Source organism: Corynebacterium afermentans subsp. lipophilum (assembly GCF_030408375.1).
In the GTDB taxonomy this organism is placed as follows: domain Bacteria; phylum Actinomycetota; class Actinomycetes; order Mycobacteriales; family Mycobacteriaceae; genus Corynebacterium; species Corynebacterium lipophilum.
Genome location: NZ_CP046530.1, coordinates 900,924 through 920,681 on the forward strand (window position 1 = coordinate 900,924; position 19,758 = coordinate 920,681).

16 protein-coding genes are annotated in these 19,758 nt (G+C 63.2%); 8 read left to right on the forward strand and 8 right to left on the reverse strand.

From position 1 onward, the window contains the following. The first annotated feature begins 5 nt into the window (after positions 1 to 5). Positions 6 to 1,589 (forward strand): carboxylesterase/lipase family protein, encoded by a 1,584-nt coding sequence (locus CAFEL_RS04375; RefSeq protein WP_194560281.1) that lies wholly within the window; start codon positions 6 to 8, stop codon positions 1,587 to 1,589. A gap of 103 nt (positions 1,590 to 1,692) precedes the next feature. After that, the gene (locus CAFEL_RS04380; RefSeq protein WP_194560280.1) at positions 1,693 to 2,499 is read left to right on the forward strand and encodes a hypothetical protein; all 807 of its coding nucleotides are present in this window, start codon (positions 1,693 to 1,695) and stop codon (positions 2,497 to 2,499) included. On the opposite strand, the gene CAFEL_RS04385 is transcribed toward CAFEL_RS04380, so the two are convergent. Further along, positions 2,496 to 3,020 (reverse strand): hypothetical protein, encoded by a 525-nt coding sequence (locus tag CAFEL_RS04385; protein WP_228496372.1) that lies wholly within the window; start codon positions 3,018 to 3,020, stop codon positions 2,496 to 2,498. The two genes, CAFEL_RS04380 and CAFEL_RS04385, sit on opposite strands and share 4 nt — an antisense overlap. A 156-nt stretch (positions 3,021 to 3,176) precedes the next feature. On the opposite strand from CAFEL_RS04385, the gene CAFEL_RS04390 reads away from it, so the two are divergent. After that, complete coding sequence (locus CAFEL_RS04390) at positions 3,177 to 4,385, forward strand: MFS transporter (RefSeq protein WP_194560279.1); 1,209 nt, start codon at positions 3,177 to 3,179, stop codon at positions 4,383 to 4,385. Continuing rightward, positions 4,382 to 5,386, forward strand: a complete 1,005-nt coding sequence (locus CAFEL_RS04395; RefSeq protein WP_194560278.1) for a nucleoside hydrolase — start codon at positions 4,382 to 4,384, stop codon at positions 5,384 to 5,386. Before CAFEL_RS04390 ends, CAFEL_RS04395 begins: the two co-directional genes overlap by 4 nt. 77 nt (positions 5,387 to 5,463) lie before the next feature. Here the strand turns inward: CAFEL_RS04395 and CAFEL_RS04400 are convergent, their stop codons facing one another. Then, positions 5,464 to 6,447, reverse strand: coding sequence for a hypothetical protein (locus tag CAFEL_RS04400; protein ID WP_194560277.1), 984 nt, complete (start codon positions 6,445 to 6,447; stop codon positions 5,464 to 5,466). A gap of 310 nt (positions 6,448 to 6,757) precedes the next feature. On the opposite strand from CAFEL_RS04400, the gene CAFEL_RS04405 reads away from it, so the two are divergent. From CAFEL_RS04405 to CAFEL_RS04415, 3 genes are read left to right on the forward strand one after another with little or no spacing between them, the layout of a single operon-like run. Beyond that, the gene (locus CAFEL_RS04405; protein ID WP_228496371.1) at positions 6,758 to 7,540 is read left to right on the forward strand and encodes an ECF transporter S component; all 783 of its coding nucleotides are present in this window, start codon (positions 6,758 to 6,760) and stop codon (positions 7,538 to 7,540) included. A gap of 5 nt (positions 7,541 to 7,545) precedes the next feature. Beyond that, positions 7,546 to 8,244 (forward strand): energy-coupling factor transporter transmembrane component T family protein, encoded by a 699-nt coding sequence (locus tag CAFEL_RS04410; protein WP_290172284.1) that lies wholly within the window; start codon positions 7,546 to 7,548, stop codon positions 8,242 to 8,244. Next, positions 8,235 to 9,383, forward strand: a complete 1,149-nt coding sequence (locus CAFEL_RS04415) for an ATP-binding cassette domain-containing protein (RefSeq protein WP_194560276.1) — start codon at positions 8,235 to 8,237, stop codon at positions 9,381 to 9,383. The genes CAFEL_RS04410 and CAFEL_RS04415 overlap by 10 nt, the downstream gene beginning before the upstream one ends. Before the next feature lie 9 nt (positions 9,384 to 9,392). Here CAFEL_RS04415 and CAFEL_RS04420 read toward each other — a convergent pair whose 3' ends face one another. From CAFEL_RS04420 to CAFEL_RS04430, 3 genes are read right to left on the reverse strand one after another with little or no spacing between them, the layout of a single operon-like run. Next, positions 9,393 to 12,410 (reverse strand): DEAD/DEAH box helicase, encoded by a 3,018-nt coding sequence (locus CAFEL_RS04420; RefSeq protein ID WP_194560275.1) that lies wholly within the window; start codon positions 12,408 to 12,410, stop codon positions 9,393 to 9,395. Then, positions 12,410 to 12,799 carry a (deoxy)nucleoside triphosphate pyrophosphohydrolase gene (locus CAFEL_RS04425; RefSeq protein WP_194560274.1) on the reverse strand — a complete coding sequence of 130 codons (390 nt, stop codon included), beginning with the start codon at positions 12,797 to 12,799 and terminating at the stop codon, positions 12,410 to 12,412. The genes CAFEL_RS04420 and CAFEL_RS04425 overlap by 1 nt, the downstream gene beginning before the upstream one ends. Positions 12,800 to 12,852: 53 nt before the next feature. Further along, positions 12,853 to 13,812 (reverse strand): L-lactate dehydrogenase, encoded by a 960-nt coding sequence (locus CAFEL_RS04430; RefSeq protein ID WP_194560273.1) that lies wholly within the window; start codon positions 13,810 to 13,812, stop codon positions 12,853 to 12,855. Between the two features lie 122 nt (positions 13,813 to 13,934). Between CAFEL_RS04430 and hisD the strand changes: the two genes are divergently transcribed. Further along, positions 13,935 to 15,236: a histidinol dehydrogenase gene (gene hisD, locus CAFEL_RS04435; RefSeq protein ID WP_194560272.1), complete on the forward strand. Its 1,302-nt coding sequence runs from the start codon at positions 13,935 to 13,937 to the stop codon at positions 15,234 to 15,236. A gap of 52 nt (positions 15,237 to 15,288) precedes the next feature. On the opposite strand, the gene CAFEL_RS04440 is transcribed toward hisD, so the two are convergent. The 3 genes from CAFEL_RS04440 to CAFEL_RS04450 all read right to left on the reverse strand — a co-directional run bounded on the left by CAFEL_RS04440 (position 15,289) and on the right by CAFEL_RS04450 (position 19,696). Then, positions 15,289 to 16,701: an amino acid permease gene (locus CAFEL_RS04440; protein ID WP_435383871.1), complete on the reverse strand. Its 1,413-nt coding sequence runs from the start codon at positions 16,699 to 16,701 to the stop codon at positions 15,289 to 15,291. A 414-nt stretch (positions 16,702 to 17,115) separates the two neighbouring features. Further along, positions 17,116 to 18,465, reverse strand: coding sequence for a CitMHS family transporter (locus CAFEL_RS04445; RefSeq protein ID WP_194560270.1), 1,350 nt, complete (start codon positions 18,463 to 18,465; stop codon positions 17,116 to 17,118). A gap of 190 nt (positions 18,466 to 18,655) precedes the next feature. Then, complete coding sequence (locus CAFEL_RS04450) at positions 18,656 to 19,696, reverse strand: hypothetical protein (RefSeq protein WP_290172287.1); 1,041 nt, start codon at positions 19,694 to 19,696, stop codon at positions 18,656 to 18,658. Positions 19,697 to 19,758 lie beyond the last annotated feature (62 nt).

Genomic DNA, 19,758 nt, shown 5'->3' on the forward strand with positions numbered 1-19,758 from the left:
AAACCATGACTGCCGCCGAGCACCCTGTCGCAGACACCACCGCGGGCAAGGTCCGCGGAGTGGTGGACGAGCGCTCCGGCATGCGCACTTGGCGCGGCGTGCCGTTCGGCGCATCCACCGCGAGCACCGGCCGCTTCCGCGCGCCCCAACCCGCCAAGAAGTGGCAGGGGCTTTACGACGCCTCCCGGTTCGCCCCGCCGGCCATGCAAGGCACGTTCGGCTGGCGCGACGTGGTCATCGGCACCGAAGACTGCCTCACACTCGACATCGTGCGCCCGGACACGGACGAAGAACTGCCGGTGGTGGTCTACTTCCACGGCGGCACCTTCGTCACCGGCGCAAGCCACGAAAAGGTGCTGCAGGGGCACTTGCTCGCAGACGCCACCAACGTGGTGTACGTCTCCGTGAATTTCCGCCTCGGCGTGCTTGGCTACCTGGACTTCCGCTCGCTCGGCCACGACTGCGTGGCCACACCCGCGCTGCTGGATCAAATCCTGGCGCTGGAGTGGGTGCGCGCCAACATCGCCAACTTCGGCGGGGATGCGAACCGGGTGACCATCATGGGCGAATCCGCCGGCGGGGCGGCCGTGGTGCACCTCATGTGCGCCCCCGCCGCCCGCGGGCTGTTCCACGGCGCGGTGGCCCAATCCCCGCCGCCGGCAAGCGTGCACTCGCGCCTCCAGGCCGCCATGTGGGTGCGCGAACTGGTCACCCGGATGGGCCTGCCGCGCACCACCACACTGGCGGATGTGCGCGCTACCAGCGCAGAAGAACTCGTGCGCGCCGGGCAGTCGATGCTGCTGAACTCCAAGGAGCTGGTGCAGCTCAACACCAGCTTCATGCCCACCGTGGACGGCGACACGCTCACCGCCCACCCCATCGACACCTTCGAAGCCGGCGAGCAGGCCGCCGTGCCGCTGATCATGGGCACGAACTCGGATGAAGCCAGCTTTGCCAAGGCCATCTACCAGACCACGAAGGCCCGCCAGCGCGCCGCGCGCCGGGCGCTGGAGGCGTTCGACCCCGACAACGCCCAGGCGGTGCTGCGCGCCTACGGCTACGCGGGTGGACGGGGCGACTACGCAGACCTCATCGCGGATGCGGTGTTCTGGGCGCCGACGGTGATCCTGGCGACGGCGCACCGTCGAAAGGCAAGCACCTGGATGTACCGCTTCGAATACGCCTCCGTGGCCATGCGCATGCTGGGGTTGGGCGCGATGCACACCTCGGACTTGGGTGCGGTGTTCGGCGAGCCGAACGCCACGAAGGCTTCGCGGTGGGACGTCTTTGGCGGATCCGAGGGGTTCGAGGAGGTCAGCCGCGTCATGCAGTACCACTGGGGCCAGTTTTTCCACACTGGCGCGCCGGGGGAGGAGTGGCCCGTGTACGGCTTCCGCTCCGACGATAAGCCGGGCCGCGCCACCGCCGTGTTCGACGCTGGCATGCGCGTGGAGTGGGACCCGAAGGCGGTGCAGCGCAGGGCTTGGGAGAGCTTTGACATGCGCGAGTGGGGCACCCACCGCCAGGACCTGATGGATTCCGCCGCATCCCTGTTGGGCGCTGCGCATCCGGCGTGGGGCGACGACTAGCGGCGCGGCGGCGAAGTCCCACGCATGCGCGAGCATTCGTAGCTAGGCTTGTCCGCGTTGCGGCAAGCCAGCCCGACGGCGCGACGTGGAAGGAACCACAGACATGAGCTTTTTCGAGGACATCGCAGCGGCGCTCGACCGCGAAGGCATCGAGTCCCGCGTGGGCGGCGACACCATGTTCGTGCCCATGACCGCAGCACTGGAGATCCAGTTCGTGGAAATTGACCCGCACTTGCCGGCCGCCAACGTCTACATCGCGGCCGCGGACGTGGACGAGGACGACGAGGATTTCGAGGCTGTGCTGGTGGCCGTGGTGTTCTCCGTGGAGGACGCCGTGGCCGCGGTTGCGGAGCACATGGCGACCGACCAGGTGATCACCGTGCTGCGCGACCTGCTCGAGGGCACCGACGAGCGCATCGGCGACCTGGAGTTTTTCCAGGACCACTTGAACCCGCAGCAGGTGCGCGCCGAGGTGGGCGACAACGCGGAGCTGCTGGTCACCATCGACACCGTCGACGGCACCCCGCACGCCAAGGTCACCTTCATCGCGCTTCCGGACGACTACGACGACGTGCTCGACGACGCCGAAGGCGAGCTCTGGGAGTCCGACGGCGACGCGGAGCTGACGGAGGAGGACCGCGCCCGCCTCTTCGACGCCATCCACGACGAAGCGCTCATCGACGCAGAGCGGCTCGAGCTGGGCAGCTTCACGGACTTCGACCGGCTTTTCGACGTGCTTTCGCTCGCCGCCGACCAGGCCGAGGACTGGGAGTCGCAGCTTTTGCCCGTGGACGACGAGTACGACGAGCCCGAGGTCTACGACCTGTTCGGCCAGGACGACGAAGACGACACGGACGACGAAGACGATGCCGACGAGGACGCTGACGAGGACGCCAGCGCTAGCCGTTAGGCCGCGCGAAGCCCCTCGAACATCGACGACGGTGACGCGATCGGCGTGAATGTCCCGTCGACGAGCCAGACGTAGTTCGCCGTGCGCGTCCCAGCCAGCTCGTGCACTGAGTGGGCGCTGTCGTCGGGGAGCAGCGCGCGCACCCACGCTTCGGTGAGCACGGTGTCAACCACGCTGCCGGTCGTGTCCGCAATGCGGACCTCAATCAGGTACGCCGGCACCTGGCCGCCTCCGTAGCCCTGTATCCGGGCCCGCGCCCGTGGGCCGACCCTGCGCCGGGTCACGGCCAATGTCAGCTGTGGCCCGTTGGCCACCCGCGGCAGTGTGAGCACCGGTGGGCGCCACGCGGCGGTGGGCCGGGATAGCGACCGCGGGTGGTGCATGACGGCCTGAGCGGACTCGATGATTTCCGGGTGACGCTCGCGGATGACCTCGGCGAGGGATTCCGGGGTGCAGACGGGGGAGTGGGACATGTCGTTTCGGCTGACGCTACGCAGCGGATTCTTCGTGGTGAACTTCATGGCGCACACACTATGAAGCACATCGACATCACCAGCCAGACAGTCGAACACATGTACGAATTACGGACCGCTGCCAGGCGTGATATGCCATTGCGGAAAATAATTTCCACATTGCCAAATCAGACCACCCCACCTGGCGATGTACCCTAGCCAGCAATGAACGCCGACAATCCAACTCAACAGCAGACGCACCGCACCCAACCGAAGATCCCGCGCACGATCTGGGTGCTTGTCGGCGCCGCGTTCATCATCGCCCTCGGTTACGGGCTCATCGCCCCGGTGCTCCCGCAGTTCGCCGTCAGCTTCGGCGTGTCCATGGCTGCGGCCGGCGCAGTGATCTCGATCTTCGCGTTCGCGCGGCTCATTGGTGCGCCGGGGGCCGGCCGGCTCGTCGATAGGCTTGGCTCCCGCCCGATCTACCTCACCGGCCTGCTTATCGTCGCCGCCTCCACGTTCTTCGTGGCCTTCGCGCAGGCCTATTGGCAGATCCTTGGCTTGCGGTTTATCGCCGGGTTCGGCTCCACCATGTTCACGCTGTCGGCGCAGGCGCTGATCGTGCGCGTGACGCACCCGTCCATCCGCGGGCGCGCCAACGCGCTGTACGCCTCGGCGTTTCTGGTCGGCAACGTCGTCGGCCCGATCATCGGCGCCGCGTTGTCCTTCCTGGGGTTCCGCGCGCCATTTGTCATTTACGGCATCGCGGTCGCGGGCGCGGCGGTCGCCGTCGGCGCGTTGACCCAGCCAAAGCCGGGCTCCGAGCCGCTGCCCGCAGCGAAGCCGAAGATGCGCGTGCGCCAGGCGTGGCAGAGCTCCACCTACAAGGCACTGCTGGCCGCCGGGTTTACCAACGGCTTCGTCAACATGGGCTCGCGCGTGGCCATCTTGCCGTTGTTCGCCGCGGCCGTGTTTGAGCGTGGGGGAGCGGCCGCCGGGTTCGCGCTGACCGCCTTCGCGTTCGGCATGGCGGTGACCCTGCAGTTCTCCGGCCGCCTCGCCGACAGTCTCGGCCGCCGCCCGCTGGTCGCCGCAGGTCTTGCCACCTCGGGTGTGTTCACAGCACTCCTTGGCGGCGCCACCAGTTTCTGGCCGCTCGTGCTGCTCTCCGCCGCCGCCGGCATCGGCGCGGGCCTGATGAGCCCCGCGACGCAAGCCACGCTCGCGGACATCATCGGCAACGAGCGCTCCGGCGGTACAGTGCTGTCCACGTATCAAATGACGCAGGATGCCGGCACCATCCTCGCGCCGGTGCTGCTCGGCGCCGTCGCGGAGGCGGCGGGCTTCCAGGCCGCGTTCGGCGTGTGCGGGGCGGTGTGCGCCACCACGTTCATCATCTGGCTTGTGGCCGGAAAGGAAACACAACCGTGAGAGTCATCCTGGATTGCGACCCCGGTATCGACGACACCTACGCAATCATCTTCCTCACCGCCGCGGCCCACGCGGGGCTCATCGAGCTCGATTGCCTAACGACGACCTCCGGCAACGCCCCCGCCGACCAATGCGCCCAAAACGGCGCCTGGATCCTGGGGCTGTGCGGCCTGCCCATCATCTCGCTGGCCGCCGGCCTGCCCGAACCGCTCGAGGTGGAGCTGACCACCACGCCGGAAACCCACGGCGAGACCGGCCTGGGCTACGCCTCCGCGCCCGAGCGCCACGTGGAGCACGACTGGGACGCGCTGTGGATCGACTCCATCGAGCGCGGCACCGACGATTTACACCTCATCGTTACCGGACCGTTGACCAACCTGGCCGCCTTCGCCCACGCCCACCCGGAGCACTTTCAAAAACTCAAGCACATCACCGTGATGGGTGGGGCAGTGCACTACCCGGGCAACACCACCCCGAGCGCGGAATGGAACTTCTGGGTGGACCCGCACGCCGCCGCCGACGTGTTCGCCATGACACCGGTGCCGATCACACTGTGCTCGCTCAGCGTGACGGAGAAGATGGTGCTTACTCCGGGGGCGTTGGAAGGTGCCGTCGATAAGCTCGGTGCCTCTCCGCTCACCGAGCACCTGGAGGCAATTACCCGGTTCTACTTCGAGTTCCACGAGGACGTCGGCGAGGGCTATCAGGCCCAGATCCACGACCTGCTCACCGTGCTCATCGCCCTTGACCTGGTGGATTACCAGGCGACTGAGACCACCGTCGACGTGGAGGCCGACTCCGAACTCATGCGCGGCACTTCGGTGGCAGATCTGCGCGGAATCTGGGAGCGCGACCCGAACGCACGATTGGTCACCGACGTCACCGACGCGGCCATCGCCGCCGCTTGGGAGCGCTTCGACTGGGCTTGCGAGGTGCACGCCAAGGTCGCTGCCGGCGACGCTGAGATTGTGGAGCTGCGCCACCTGCGCGCCGACGACTAGGTGATGCTGCTTAAGCCGGCAACAGCACAAAAAGAAAACTCCCTAGCCGCAATGGTTAGGGAGCTTATGCTGATCCGTTAGAACGGGAGGTTAGCGAGTAGCTGGGGATTTCCGGCCACAGCAGCGCCGACGCCACCGATCAAGGCGAGAAGTCCGAGCACTAACGCGACAATGGATCCAGCCGAGCTGCCGGATTGTCCATCATTAGACGCTTTCACAACGGTTGTCGGGACCGTCTTTGTAACCTCGACAGTCGCCGGGGCAGCGGTTGCAGTTACTGTCTCTGTTGCGGTTACGGGAGCCTGCTGAACAGTGGTCGTGACAGTCTCTGCTTCGGCGGTTTTGGTGACAGTAGCGGTCTTGACCGGTGCCGGAGCCGAAAGCGTCTCAGTCACGGTGGCGGTTGCTGCTTCCACAGCCTCGGTCACGGTGGCGGTGACTGGTGCAGCCTTCTTGGTGACTGTGGTCGTGGTAGTTGCTGCTTCCGCAGTCTCCGTCACGGTCGTCGGCGCGTTGATCTTCTGGGTGACGGTAGTCGTTACCGGTGCGGAAGCCTTTGCTGTCACTGTCGTGGTCTTAAGCACGGTCTTCGTAGCAACCGGGCTGGTTGATTGCTTCGTAGTAGCAGACGGCTTCGGATTGCCCGAGACCAAAGCAGGCAGCGGGTGAACTGGGAAGCTCCCCTCAACCTCTTCGGAAGAACCATCGTTGTAGTGCACCAGCAGCTTGACGGCGATTTCGAACTCTTCAGGGTAGATCATCTTCTGCTCAAGCCGCAGATAGATTTTGTCGTTGAAGTTCACGATTGGGTTTCGAATGCGCTCGTACGTGACCGGGTACGGCGATTCAAACTCAAGGATGTCCAGGTCTGCAAACTCTGGCCCCTCATTAACGATCAAGGTCACGAGATTGTCCGACGGACCGGCGGACAGCGAACCGATCGAGTAGACCCTCGGTTCGTAGAGGTCCGCGTGGCTCAACTCTTGGCCATCTGAAGCAGGCGCGGTTACGGCGGTGAAAGATACGGCGATGGCCGTAAGAAGCGCTGAGGTCTTCTTCATAGTGTCTCCAATCCTCTAACAGGAACCGTTTAAGTTAACCACAGCTCGAAATGAAGTCTCTTTAATATTCATGATTGGTGACGGGGTGAAACTCCCGCAGTAGTTGCTGGGATCAAACAGCTGGTTGTCCCACGGTCAAGATCCCTAGGTAGATAGGGTGTGAGCAGGCGTGTTATCGCCATTATCTGCTGGGTGAAAACGAGTAAGAACATGACCGCCTGCTACACTCCCGAACCGATAGCCCCGCCGAGGTGACATAGGCGAAACAGGGCTGCACTTTCCCGTTTTCCGCACACCACTCGGAGCACCCATGTCACACACCGTTTCCACGCAGGCCGCGCAGAAGGCCGAATGGACCCCCGCCCGCCGCGCGCTCGCCATCGCAGGCGCCCTGTTTATCGCCGCCACCTGGCTGTACTTCGTCCTCGTCCACCCGGCGGATTGGGACCAGGTCACCGGCTCCGGCCAGGGTATTGCGCTGCTGGCCGGCTACGGCATCGGCACCATCCTGCTGCTCGCCGCGGTGATCCCCGTGCTGCCGGCGCGCACGTTGGGGCTGATCCCAATTGCGATCATCATCAACTCCGTCGTCGGCGAGATCGTCGGCTCCATCGGCCTGCCGCTGTACCTGGACTCCGTGGGCACCGTGCTCGTCGCGGCCCTGGCCGGCCCGGTCGCGGGCATGGCCACCGGCGCGCTGAACAACGTCGTGTGGGGACTGCTCAACCCGGCGGCGCTGCCGTTCGCCGCGGGCGCGGCGCTCGTCGGTTGGCTGGCCGGCGTGTTCATCCACCGCTTCAACGCGCTGCGCAACATTGCCACCGTGATCGGTTTCGGCCTGGTGCTCGGCATCGTCGGCGGCATGGTCGCAGCACCGGTGGCCGCCTACGTCTACGGCGGCACCGCCGGTGTGGGCACCGGCGCCCTGGTCAGCCTGTTCCGCGAGATGGGCGGCTCGCTCATCGCCTCCGTGACCACCCAGGCGTTCATCTCCGACCCAGTGGACAAGGTCATTGTCATGCTGGTGGCATACTTCACGGTCAAGGCGCTGCCGAAGCGCACCGTCGCCGCGTTCGCCCCACAGAGCAAGTAGTTCGCGTGCCCCAAACCCAGTGCCGCCTGAACCCGCTGACCGCCCTGGTCATCGGTGCGTCGGGCTGGATTCTGGCGCTGGGGATCAACACTCCAATAGCCTCGCTGGCCATCGTCGCCACAGCCCTTACGGCCGGCACCTGGCGCACCCGCAACCCGTCCGTCGTGGCGGCCACTGCACTCCTCGCAGCCCCCGTCGCTGCGTCGATGGTGCTCATCCACGCGCCCTACGGCGAGCACCGCATCGCCCCACTGCTCACCTCCGACGGGCTTGCCGACGCCGCCCACCTCACCGCCCGCTTCACCGCGCTGGTCGCGTGCCTGCTCGCCGCTGTGGCGTGGACGCGCACCCCGGATCTGGCCAAGGCCTTGCAGAGCACAAAAGGCGGCAACCGCATCGGCTACATCGCCGGCACCACGCTGCAGCTCGGCCCCCAGGGTGCGCACCGGGCCCGCATAACCCGCGACGCCAACCGCCTCAAGCAGCGGCCGATCAAAGCCAAAACCGTCGTCCCGCACCTGATCATGCCCGTGTTCACGGAGCTGCTCACCCAGGCCGGCGCCCGCGGCCAGGCACTGGAAACCGCAGGCTACGACCTCACCGGCCCCCGCACCGTCCTGCGCCCGGTCCACGACAGCCCCGCCCAGCGCGCCGCGCGCATCCTCATCCCGCTGATCTGCGTGGTGGTGGTCCTATGGATCTAACCCCGCTGACCCAAGCACTCGACCAGCACCGCACCGTCGAGGTCATCGGCAACTCCGGCGCGGGCCTGACCACCCTCGCCGCCCAGGCCCACAACGAGTGGCCGGGCGCGGCCGTGGTCCAGCAGGACGCCACCGCGCACGTGTCCTACCTGCGCGACACGGTCATCGAAGAAGTCGCGCTCGGTCTCGAGCAGCGCGGCACACCCATCCCGGAGATGCAGCGCCGCTGCGAGCGCATCCTCAGCGCGGCGGGCCTCACCGAACTCACCGAGCGCCACCCCGCACAACTCTCCGGCGGCCAAACACGCCGCCTCGCCATCGCGGCCGTCGCGGTCCTCGAGCCGGACATCCTGCTTCTCGACGACCCCTTCGCCGGCCTCGACCCCACCTCCGCCACTCACATCATCCGCCTACTCGAAGCCCTGCCGTCGCGCATCGTTGTCCTCGGCAACCGCCCCCGCCTCGATGCAGTAAAGCTTTCGCTTATCGACGGCATCCTGTCCCCCTCACCCCCTCCCACCCACGAGCCCAGCCTGCTCCCACGCGTGGTGCCCACCGGCGAACCGATCGACCTCGGCGAGATCACCGCCACCCGCGGTGGAAAACCCCGCAAGTGGTGGCAGTTCCGCGCAAACGAGGATCCGGAGTTCACCGCCGGCCCTATCCACTTGACCGTGCGCCCCGGCCAGGCCGTGTGGCTGCGCGGCGACAACGGCGCCGGCAAAACCACCCTGCTGCGCGCGATGGCCGGCCTCGACGGCAACCCGGGGCTGTCTCTCGGCGTCTCACTCGCGCTGCAGCGCGCCGCAGACCAGCTCGCCGAATCCACGGTGGGGGAGTTCGTCGGCGACCCGGTCGCCGTCGCTGCACTCGGCCTCGACCCGGAGACCCACCCCCTCGACCTGCCTGCCGCGCACCTGCGCCTGGCTCAGCTCGCCCAGGTCTTCGCTCAGAACCGGCCGCTCGTGCTTCTCGACGAACCGGACGTCGGCCTCGACGCCCCCTCTCGCGACCGCGCCCACGACCTCATCGCCGAGGGACTCCGATCTGGCCAGGCCGTGATCTTCACTTGCCACGACACCACCTTCGCCACGGAGGTGGAGGAATATGCGCAAGTTATTGAATCTAAGCTCGCCTAACCCCGCGCTCTAACTCGGCAATTGAGGCCTACCGTTTTTATCCTGCTTAACCATGTGCCCAGGTGCACGGTGGAGCTCCGCCTTCTGGTCGTCCGCAGTAGGATCCTGGATGCTCGAACGTTTGTTGGTGGTGAGCGCCTTGTACAGCGGGGCGGGGACAGGTTCGTCCAGTGCCAGGTTCATGACCACCACGTCGAGCAACTCATCTTTGTTACCCGGCATGTGGCGCTCTTCAGCATTCGTGACGGCAGCCTGCCCGAGGTAGTAAAACTCCAAGCCGTCTGCGTCTTCTCGCTTCACAAAGAGATGGAGGTCCGCGGATCCATCCATAATTGGCTGGAGTTCGTTGCTCTTGAGTGTGCGGTTGTTCTTGGAGAACCACTGCATCGTGGATTGGTCGATGAATGTGTCTTCGTACCGGTGGCTCGCCAAGACATCGGCGTCCTTGTGGTACGTGACAAAGATTGGGCAAGTATTGGTGTTTGAGTCCACCGCATACCCGTAAATTGTGGATTCCCTGTTGCGCGGCCAGTTAAGGAGCCGAGCTGCGTCCTTTCGGGTGTACGTCTTTCCCCGGACGAACATGTCGCTTTGGCGGTACTGTCGCCGGTTTACAAGTAGGCCAGTCTCGATGAGGTCATCGACGTGCGAGCGGAAGCTCACCTCTGGGTTTGGGTGCTGGTCATCGTAGGAGAAATATAACTCCGAAAAACGCTCACCGAGTCGGAACTCATCGCCTTGTCGGACAGCGATGGGGTTGCCTCCGTAGCGTTTGGCGGCAGCATCCGTGAACCATTCCAAGTTCAAAACAAGCTCTACCGATCGCATGAGGTCGGAAGAGGAATCAAGTTCCGGAGCGTATTTCTGAATCGTGATCCTGAACTCGGTATCAGTCAGCGTCCCCTGGGGACCCCGGTGCACGAGCTCGGAAAGAAGGAGGAGTTCCTGCGGGCGTTTTCCGTTGAGAAGTTCCGCTGCGATGAGGGAGATGAATCCGTCTTCCTCTTGGGACGGGGCCGAATTAACTTCCTTCAGTTTGTGCAAGAGTGACCAGTAATTTCGCGTGTGTTGGTCGGTTGCGCACAGCACGGACGGATCCATGGATTCGTGATAGATAAAGTCCACAAGCTTGGGAATGCGGCCGAGCCGATACTTCAGTTCCGCGATTGCCTCACGCTTCGCCTTCACTCCCGTGATGCGCGCTTTTTGCAGAGATTCGATAACTCGTGCCGCGGAAACCCTGTCGAAGCTCACTGTGGAGGCACCGGCTTTAGGACGGGGGTCGTTGACGTCATCGAGGATCTTAGGTTTATGGCCGGTTTTGTTGCCGGTCAGCGCAACCGCAATGAGGTAGTTGTTCGCGTAGTTTCCGATGAAATCAATGACGCGCAGCGAGTGTTTTTCGGCGGCTTTTCGCAGCCCGCGACCAAGCTGTTGCGTGAAGATAATCGACGACTCAGTGCTGCGGAGCAAGACAATGACATTGACCGAGGGAATGTCGATGCCTTCATTAAAAATGTCCACCGTGAAGATGTAATCGAGTTCGCCATCTTCCAGTTGAGCGACAACGGACTCTCGTTCTTCAATCGTGTCGGCTCCCGAAAGACTCCGCGTTCTCAGCGGACGGCCGTGGACGATCCGAGAGGAGAGAGCTTCCGCAAGAAATCGAGATTCTTCGTTACTACTGCAGAACACAAGGCCCTTTGTGCCTTCTGCGAATGAGTATTTCTGTAGTGCATCGACGATGTGCTCGACGCGATCGTTCGCAACGAGGTCCTTGAGCTTCGACTTGTCTCCGATCGATCCTTGGGCCGATTCGTAATCTGCGATGCCGTAGTAGTCGAAGGGGACGAGCATCCGATTTTCAAGGGCGCCTTCCAGACGGATCTCGTATGGGACGTTATATCCGAAGAGCTCAAAGACATTAAACCCATCCGTTCGCTCTGGGGTAGCTGTCAAACCCAGCGTGAAGTTTGGGCGGAAGTGGTTCAAGATCGACTGATACGACTCGGCGCCAGAACGGTGAACTTCATCGACGATGATGAGGTCGAATTGAAGCGGAGAGATCGCCGCCAGATTCTCTTTCCGTGAAAGGGATTGAACCGTAGCAAACACCAACTGTTTGTCCAGTTCTCGTCGTGCTCCCACGAAGAACCCGATTTGTGTGTCGTCGACTTCTAACACTCTGGCGAACTCTTGAGCCGCCTTCTTCAAAATCTGTTCGCGGTGAACGATGAATAGCGTTTTTGCGGGCTTCATCTGTCGGGTAGCCAACGCTGCAAGGATGGTTTTTCCCGTACCGGTTGCAGAAATGATCAACGCGCGTTTCTCGCCGGAGTCGACCACGCTCTGCAACTGCTCGAGTGCTTCGACCTGCATCAGGTTTGGAAGGATCTTTTCGCTCTCCGGTGATACCTCAAGCGGTTGAGTTTCGGTGAAGACGATTGTGCGCTTGGCCCGCTTCTTTTCGTAATCCTTGATCCAGTCCTCGGTAAGTGGAACCGCTTTGTCGAGGTGCCTCTCCACTCCGCTTTGGAGCTGGGCCGCTATGTTGCCGTTTCTGTGTGAGGAAACTCGGATGTTCCACTCATGGTTTTCCATCAGTGCGTATCGTGTGAGATTCGAGCTGCCTACGAGCGCAGTGACGTGGTCACCGTGGTTGAAAATGTAGCCCTTGGCATGGTGGGCGTATTCCGACATCACGTAGACATCGACGTTTTCCAAAGTCAATAATTCGCGCAGAGCAGCGGGCTCATTGAAGTCTTGGTACGAAGACGTGATGATCGTCCCCTTGCCCTGAAACTCCACGAGCTGTTGTTTGAGTGCGCCGAGACCGCCGACAGTCACGAAAGCCACTGAGAAAACGTAGCTATCAGCAAACTCAAGCTCGTTTTTGAGCGCCTCGTACATGGTGTTCGAGTCGCCGTTGGTGATGAGCTCGGGATTCTCCTGCTTGTTAGCAAGGACGGCTTCGTCGATGAAACCGTATTCAAGATCGCGTTGCAGCGAGGAAAGCGATGACTCCATTACTGCTGCTGTACTCGTTCTACAGTTTCGATGTCAGCCGGTGCCCACTCCAGCTCATGAAGCTCCGACCTCGGGACCCAACGGATCTCTTGATGCTCAGAGAGCTTTGGAGTACCGGAGGAAAGCGTGCAGTAATACGTGGTGAGGCTGATAACTGCTGAGTTCGTTTCGTGCCGGCTCGTCACAATCCGGTCCAAAACTTCAACCTCAACACTGAGCTCCTCGACGAGCTCGCGCTTCAGAGCCTGCTCCGGAGTCTCCCCGGGTTCGATCTTTCCGCCGGGGAACTCCCACAGCCCACTCATCGATCGGCCCGGCCCCCGCTGTGCGGCAAACACAAGGTCGCCGTCGAGGATCACTGCTCCAACCACATCGATGTTTCTGGCCATGTAGCCATACTAAACGGCAGCCGGGCGAAGCTGCCGTCGATAAGCAAAGGCTCCTAGAACTCGGCGTGGTCGATGACCTCGCGCAAGGCTTTGGCGGAGTGGCGGAACTTCTCCAACTCGTCGGAGTCGAGGCGCAGCTCGACAACGTTCCGTACGCCGCTGCGGTTGAGGACGGTGGGGGTGCCGATGTAGAGGTCCTCGAGCCCGTACTCGCCTTCGAGTAGCGCGGAGACGGGCAGGACCACGTCCTCGTTGCGCAGGATCGCGCGCGTGATGCGGGCGAGCGCGTTGCCGATGCCGAACGCGGTGTTGCCCTTGCGTTTGATGATGTCGTAGGCGGCGTCGCGGGTGCGGATGAACATCTCGTCCATCTGGGTGTAGATGTCCGGGTTGGTCTTCGCCTCGGTCTCCAGCATGGCGCGCAGCGGCACGCCACCGACGGAGCCGGAGGAGAACACGGGCAGCTCGGTGTCGCCGTGCTCGCCGATGATGTGGGTGTGCACAGCGGACGGGGCGATGTCGAAGTGAACACCCAGGTTGTGACGCCAGCGGGCGGTGTCCAGCACGGTGCCGGAGCCGATGACCTGGTTCGACGGCAGTCCGGTCTGCTTCCAGGTGATGTAGGACAGCACATCCACGGGGTTGGTGGCAACGACGTAGATGCCGTTGAAGCCGTTGGCCATGACCTCGGAGTTTATGGACTGGAAAATCTTGGCGTTGCGGGCGATCAGGTCGATGCGGGTCTCGCCGTCGCGCTGTGCCACGCCCGCGCAGTTGACCACCAGGGCGGCGTCGCGGCAGTCCTCGTAGGTGCCCACCGTGACGTCCATGTGGTGGCCCGAGAACGGGATGGCGTGGTTGAGGTCCTCAACCTGGGCCCAGACGAGGTCCTCGTTGAGGTCGATGATGGCCAGGTGGTCCGCCAGGCCCTGGTTGACAATTGCGTATGCGAAGGCGGTGCCGACAGCGCCGGCGCCGATAAGGACGATCTTGTTGCCATGAGTCACGGTCATGCGACCAAGTTTGTCAGACCATTGGGGATGGTGCGCGGTGGGGTTGGGCGAAAACGGCCTCGGCGGCAGCGTGACGTGGATACCATTCAGGAAAGAAATCCCAAGGACTGAAGGGGAGCGACATGCTGTCTGTGACTGATCTCAGAGGCCGCGCGTTGTCAGTGCGCGAACTCCGGAAAGTGCTGCCTCGCGCAGGCGCGGACGTGAACGCGGTGGTGTCGCAGGTGACTCCCATCGTGGACGCGGTGCGGGAGCGCGGCGCCCAGGCGGCGCTGGAGTACGGTGAGCGTTTCGACGGCGTGCGCCCGGTCTCTGTCCGTGTGCCCGCGCAGATATTAGCGGAGGCCGTGGACGGACTGGACGCGGACGTGCGCGCGGCGCTCGAGACCTCAATCGCGCGCATCCGTGCTGTACATGCGGACCAGAAACCCGCTGAGCACACCACCGAGCTAGCACCGGGAGCCACTGTGACGGAGGTGTTTCGCCCCGTACAGCGCGTAGGGCTGTATGTCCCGGGCGGGAAGGCCGTGTATCCCTCGAGCGTGCTCATGAACGCGATTCCCGCGCAAGAGGCTGGCGTCGGATCGATGGTGGTGTGCTCGCCGCCGCAGGCTGACTTTGGCGGTTGGCCGCACCCGACAATCCTCGCAGCGTGTGCGCTCTTGGGGATCGAGGAGGTGTGGGCGGTCGGCGGCGCCCAGGCAGTCGCGCTGCTCGCTTTTGGCGATGAGGACCTGGAGCCGGTGGACATGGTCACAGGCCCCGGAAACGTCTTCGTCGCCGCGGCGAAACGCGTGGTCAATGGCGTGGTGGGCATCGACGCTGAAGCAGGACCAAGCGAGATCGCGATCATCGCTGACGGCTCCGCCGACCCGGTGTACTTGGCGTACGACCTCATCTCCCAAGCTGAGCACGATGAACAAGCCGCATCGATTCTGATTACCGATTCGCCAGCGCTTGCAGAGGCCGTTAACCGCGAGATCACGGACCGCTACCACGTCACTCTGAACGCGGAGCGCGTGCGCGAAGCGCTGCAGGGACCGCAATCGGGCATTCTGCTTGTCGACGACCTCCGGTCCGCCGTCACCATCACCAACGCGTACGCACCGGAACACCTGGAAATCCACACCGAAAACGCGCGCGAGGTTGTGTCTCAGGTTGCCAATGCCGGCGCGATCTTCGTCGGCCCGTATACCCCTGTGCCGCTCGGCGACTACTCCGCCGGATCGAACCACGTGTTGCCGACATCTGGCACGGCGAGTTTCGCACCAGGGCTGAGCACCCACACCTTCCTCAAACCGGTCAACGTGGTGGAGTACTCCGCGGATGCGCTAGAGGAGGTGGCCGACGCAGTGGTCACGCTTGCGGACGCTGAAAGGTTGCCAGCCCACGGCGAAGCAATCAGGGTGAGACAGGAGCAGTAAGAGGAAAACCCAGCGCCGCTGACGCAGCGCTGGGTTTTAGTTGTTTCGGGATCTATTTCGCGTCGTACTCGACCTCATCCTCCGCAATCGCCTGCGGGCGACCGGTGACGAAGTAGAGGATCGTCATCAAGATCAGGAACGCGACACCGACGATGAGTGCAGTGTGGAACTCCTCCATCCACACCATCGTGCCAAAGGTGAACAGGATGAACGCGACGGAGAACCATTGCCCGTACGGCCAAAGCGGCACCGGGAACTTCAGGTTCTGCTCCTCGGCGGGGGAGATGTTGCGTCGAGAAGCAATGTGTGCGAGGAGGATCATCAACCACACAAAGATGGTGGCGAAGGTGGCCAGCGCTGCGACGGTTTCAAAGATGTCGGGGTAACGCTGGTTCAGGAAGACACCGACGATGAGAGCGATGATCAGCATGACCACCGTCATCACGGGCACATCGCGGTAGGTCTTCGCCATCGCCCGCGGCGCCAGCTTCTCCTTGGCCAAACCCGCGAGCACGCGGCCAGTGCCGAACAGGTCGGCGTTGATGGCGGACAGCGACGCACTCAGCACCACAACATTGAGAAGCGCTGCCGCCCAGCTGACACCAAGAGTGTCGAAGATCTGGACGAAGGGGGAGTCCTCACCGTCGATGGTGCGCCACGGGTTGATCATCAAGATGATCAGAATGGACAGCACGTAGAAAATCAGGATGCGCGCCGGGACGGTGTTCACCGCCTTGGGGATGGAGCGGTCCGGGTTCTCGGCCTCGGTGCCAGCGACGCCGATGATTTCGGTGCCGCCGAATGCGAACAGCACGAGAATGAATGATGCCGCCATGCCTGAAATGCCATTTGCGAAGAAACCGCCATCATTCCAGAGGTTGCTCACGCCCATCGTTTCGGGCTGCGAACCGAGGTTAAATGCGAGGATGGCGGCGCCGCCCACGATCATGGCTATCACAGCGCCGACCTTGATCAGCGTGAGCAGGAACTCTAATTCGCCGAAGAGCCGGACGGCAGCCAGGTTCGCCGCGCTAATGATCAGGAGCGTGACCGTAATCCAAACCCACGCGGGTGTTGTCGGGAACCAGAACTTCATATAGATCGTAATGGCGGTTAAGTCCGCCAGACACACGATCATCATCTCGAAGGCGAACATCCAGCCAGTGATGTAGCCGCCCCAGCCGCCCAGGTACTTGCGGCAGTACACGGCGAAGGAGCCGCGCACCGGGTTGCGCACGCTCATCTCGCCGAGCGCGCGGAGCATGAAGTACACCACCGCGCCGCCAAGCAGGTACACCAGCAGCACGGACGGGCCGGCCGCCTGGATAGCGCCTGCGGAGCCGTAGAACAGGCCGGTACCGATGGCGGAGCCGAGCGCGATGAAGTGGATGTGGCGGGCGTTCAGGCCGGGGCGTTTCGGTTTGGGCTTCGAGGTGGTCTCTGATGGTGCTGTCATAACAGACATAACTGTGCTCTTTCGGGAAGCAATGCGCGAATCGGAGGCGCGGGGAATGGGATTCAGGTGTGCCCGAAGCTGGGCGGCGGCGTCCCGGTTGGCCGTCGATAGGCGAGTGCATTGCTTCGCGGACGGGTCCGGGGGCGCGGCGCGAACGACATAAGCCTTGAGGTGTTGCCCGTGCCAACAAGAAACCCCCTGCGCGTTGAGCAGCAGAGGCTGTTAGCGCAGGGGGCTGGAGTCGGCCGACACCGCGCTACGGATGATGATGCAGGTGGGCCGGCTGGGTATTCAGCATCGCAGAACGCTCGGCCGTGGCCGAGGTTGCAAATGCGGTGCTGTTGATCATGTGGATGACCGTAGCACGGTGGGTGGTGCCTTCGCAGCGGATTGTGGAAACTATTGGCCACAATGCGCTAAGCACTACGCGAACACGCCGAATGTCCAGGACCCGAGAACGAGCAGGACCGAGAACGCCCAGCACACCGGGAACGCGAGGCGAATGTACTTGCCCATTTCGCCACGGGCGAGACCGAGCGCAAGCCACAGCGCGGGGGAGAACGGGCTGACGAAGGTGCCGATGACGTTGCCCACGATCATCGCGGACGCGGCGCCCATGCCGGATACACCGAACGCCTCGGCGGTCTGCTGCACGATCGGAAGGACAGAGAAGTAGTAGGCGTCCGTGGAGGTCGCCAGGTCCAGCGGTACACCCAAAAGGCCGACGATGATGTGGATGTACGGGCCGACTGCCTCCGGCAAGATGGCGATGAGCGACAGCGCGATCTGCTCGAGCATGCCAGTGCCGTCGAGGATGCCCAGGAACATCGCCGCGGCGAGAATGACGCCGGCCATGGACAACGCGGTGGGCGCGTGGCGGCGCAACACGTCGGTTTGATCCTCGAGCTGGGCAAAGTTGATCACCAGCAGCAGCGCAGTGCCGACAAGAAACGCCGGTGCTGGAGATGCGAGGCCGGACACGAGGACGCCGATCAGCGCGATAGTGATCAGCGCGTTCGCCCACGCCCCCCAGGAGCCGCTGCGCTGCGTGAACTCCAACTTGGCGCGTTCCTCCTGCTGGAGGTTAGAGAAGTCCTCGGCGACGGCGTTGACGTCTACGGTGCCCGCGTCCGGGCCTGCGGCGGATGCGCGGCGGCCTTCCACCACGCCGAAAATGGCGGCGACGATGAATACGAGCACAATGGCGACGCCCTGAACCGGAAGCAGGTGGGCCCAGATCTCGTTCGGTGACGGGCCGATGACTGAGCTGGCGCGGCCGACGGGACCTCCCCACGGCAGCATGTTCATCACGGATGCGGACAGCGCAACGATAGTCAGCAGCACGTAACGAGACATTCGCATCGCCTCGTACAGCGGGAGCAACGCCGGGATGGTGAGCAGAAACGTCGTGGAGCCGGAGCCGTCCAGGTGGGCGACGATGGCGATGGCGGCCGTGCCCAGTGTGACCAATAGTGGCGTGCCGCGCGTGGCCTTGATCAGCGCCTTGATCACTGGTTCAAACAGCCCGACATCGGAGAGAATTCCGAAGTAGATGATGGCGAAGATGAACATCACCACAACGTTCATCACTCGATCCAGGCCGTCCGTATAGAAGTCGGAGATCTCGGCGACGCCGGCGCCAGTTAGTACAGCACCGACGATGGGGATGAGCGTCATTGCGACGATCGGGTGGGTCTTGCCTTTAAGCAAAAGCCCGACCGTGACCGCGATGATGGCCAGGCCGAGCAGGGTCAGCGCGAGGGGAGAAGTCATGGTGGAATCCTAAATCACAGGCATGTTTGCACTGTGGTTCAGGTCATGATGCGTAGCTCCTTGGTGCGGACGTAAACCGGTTACCTAGAACCGGTTACCAGGCGGAAAATCGGGGACTAGCCGGATGTAGGTAGCCGGTTTGGTACGGCGCGGGCAACTGGGGCGGCCCGGGTTACTGGGACGGCCCGGGTTACCCGGACGAGCTGTCCTCCGCCGAGCCCAAAGTCACCGGGACCATCACTACGCCACCGACGTCTTCGTGGAGGCAGTGGGTGAAGTCGCCGTCAGGGAAGTCCACGTGGAACCGGGGGAAGTAGTCAACGTCGCAGCGCCAGCCGTCGGGGGAGGTCCAGGCGTCGGGCGAGTGCTCGTCGCCAAGCTGCTGCTCATCCAGCGCAAAGTACTGACGTATGGCTTCGTTCACGCTGTTGCAGTCGGTGCCCTTTTGGGTGGCCACCGCCACAAGCTGGCGGTTCTCCTGCGGCTTGGATATGCCGCAGATTGTGCCTTCCTCCGCCGAGCTGAGGTCGATGTTGTCCAAGCTGTCCCCGGCGAGGTAGGGGATGGGGGTCTTCTTGCCAATGCGCTGGTAGTCCACCACGGGGCTAAACGGGTAGGGCTCCGAATTCTTGATCACCACGGCGTTGGCGCCGCGTTTGACCAGAACAGTGTCCTCGGTCGGCCTAGCCAGGATGAATCCGCTGGCGTTGACTTTCTCGCCGGGTTTGAGCTCATTCGTGTCCGAGGTCAGCTCGATCTTTCTGGATTCGTTACCCGAGAAACCGAAGACCGTGCCGTATTCGAGAGTCATGCGAGCGCGAGTACCTACGTGGATGGCGTCGCAGCCGAACGGGATCAGCGCGTCCATGTCGGTTGGGTCGAGCGGCACCGTGCATCCGTTACTCCCGGTGCCGGGGAAGGTAAACAAGTACGCGTCGTGGTCCAAGAAGTCCTCGGCGGGCACCTCCGTGAGCGCATCCAAGTCGATCTGGCCTTGGTCATTGAGCGCGCTGGGCTCGTCCGCAGTGCTATCTACAGGGCTTTCTACTGGGCTTTCTTCAGTGCTTTCGGACGAGCCGCAGGCCGCCATCGCCAACGCAGACGCGGCAAGGACGGCGAGGGTGGCGGTGCGGCGGTCGTGGGCCTTGCGTGCTGCGGAGTTGGGGTCCATCGTCGGGGCTCCTTCGAGGGGTGGGGCAGAGGTGACGTCGATAGGCGATGTGATTTGCATTACGCATCATAGATCGATGTAAAACAGATCGCAGTGCGGAAACGGTAAATCACTGCAACGGC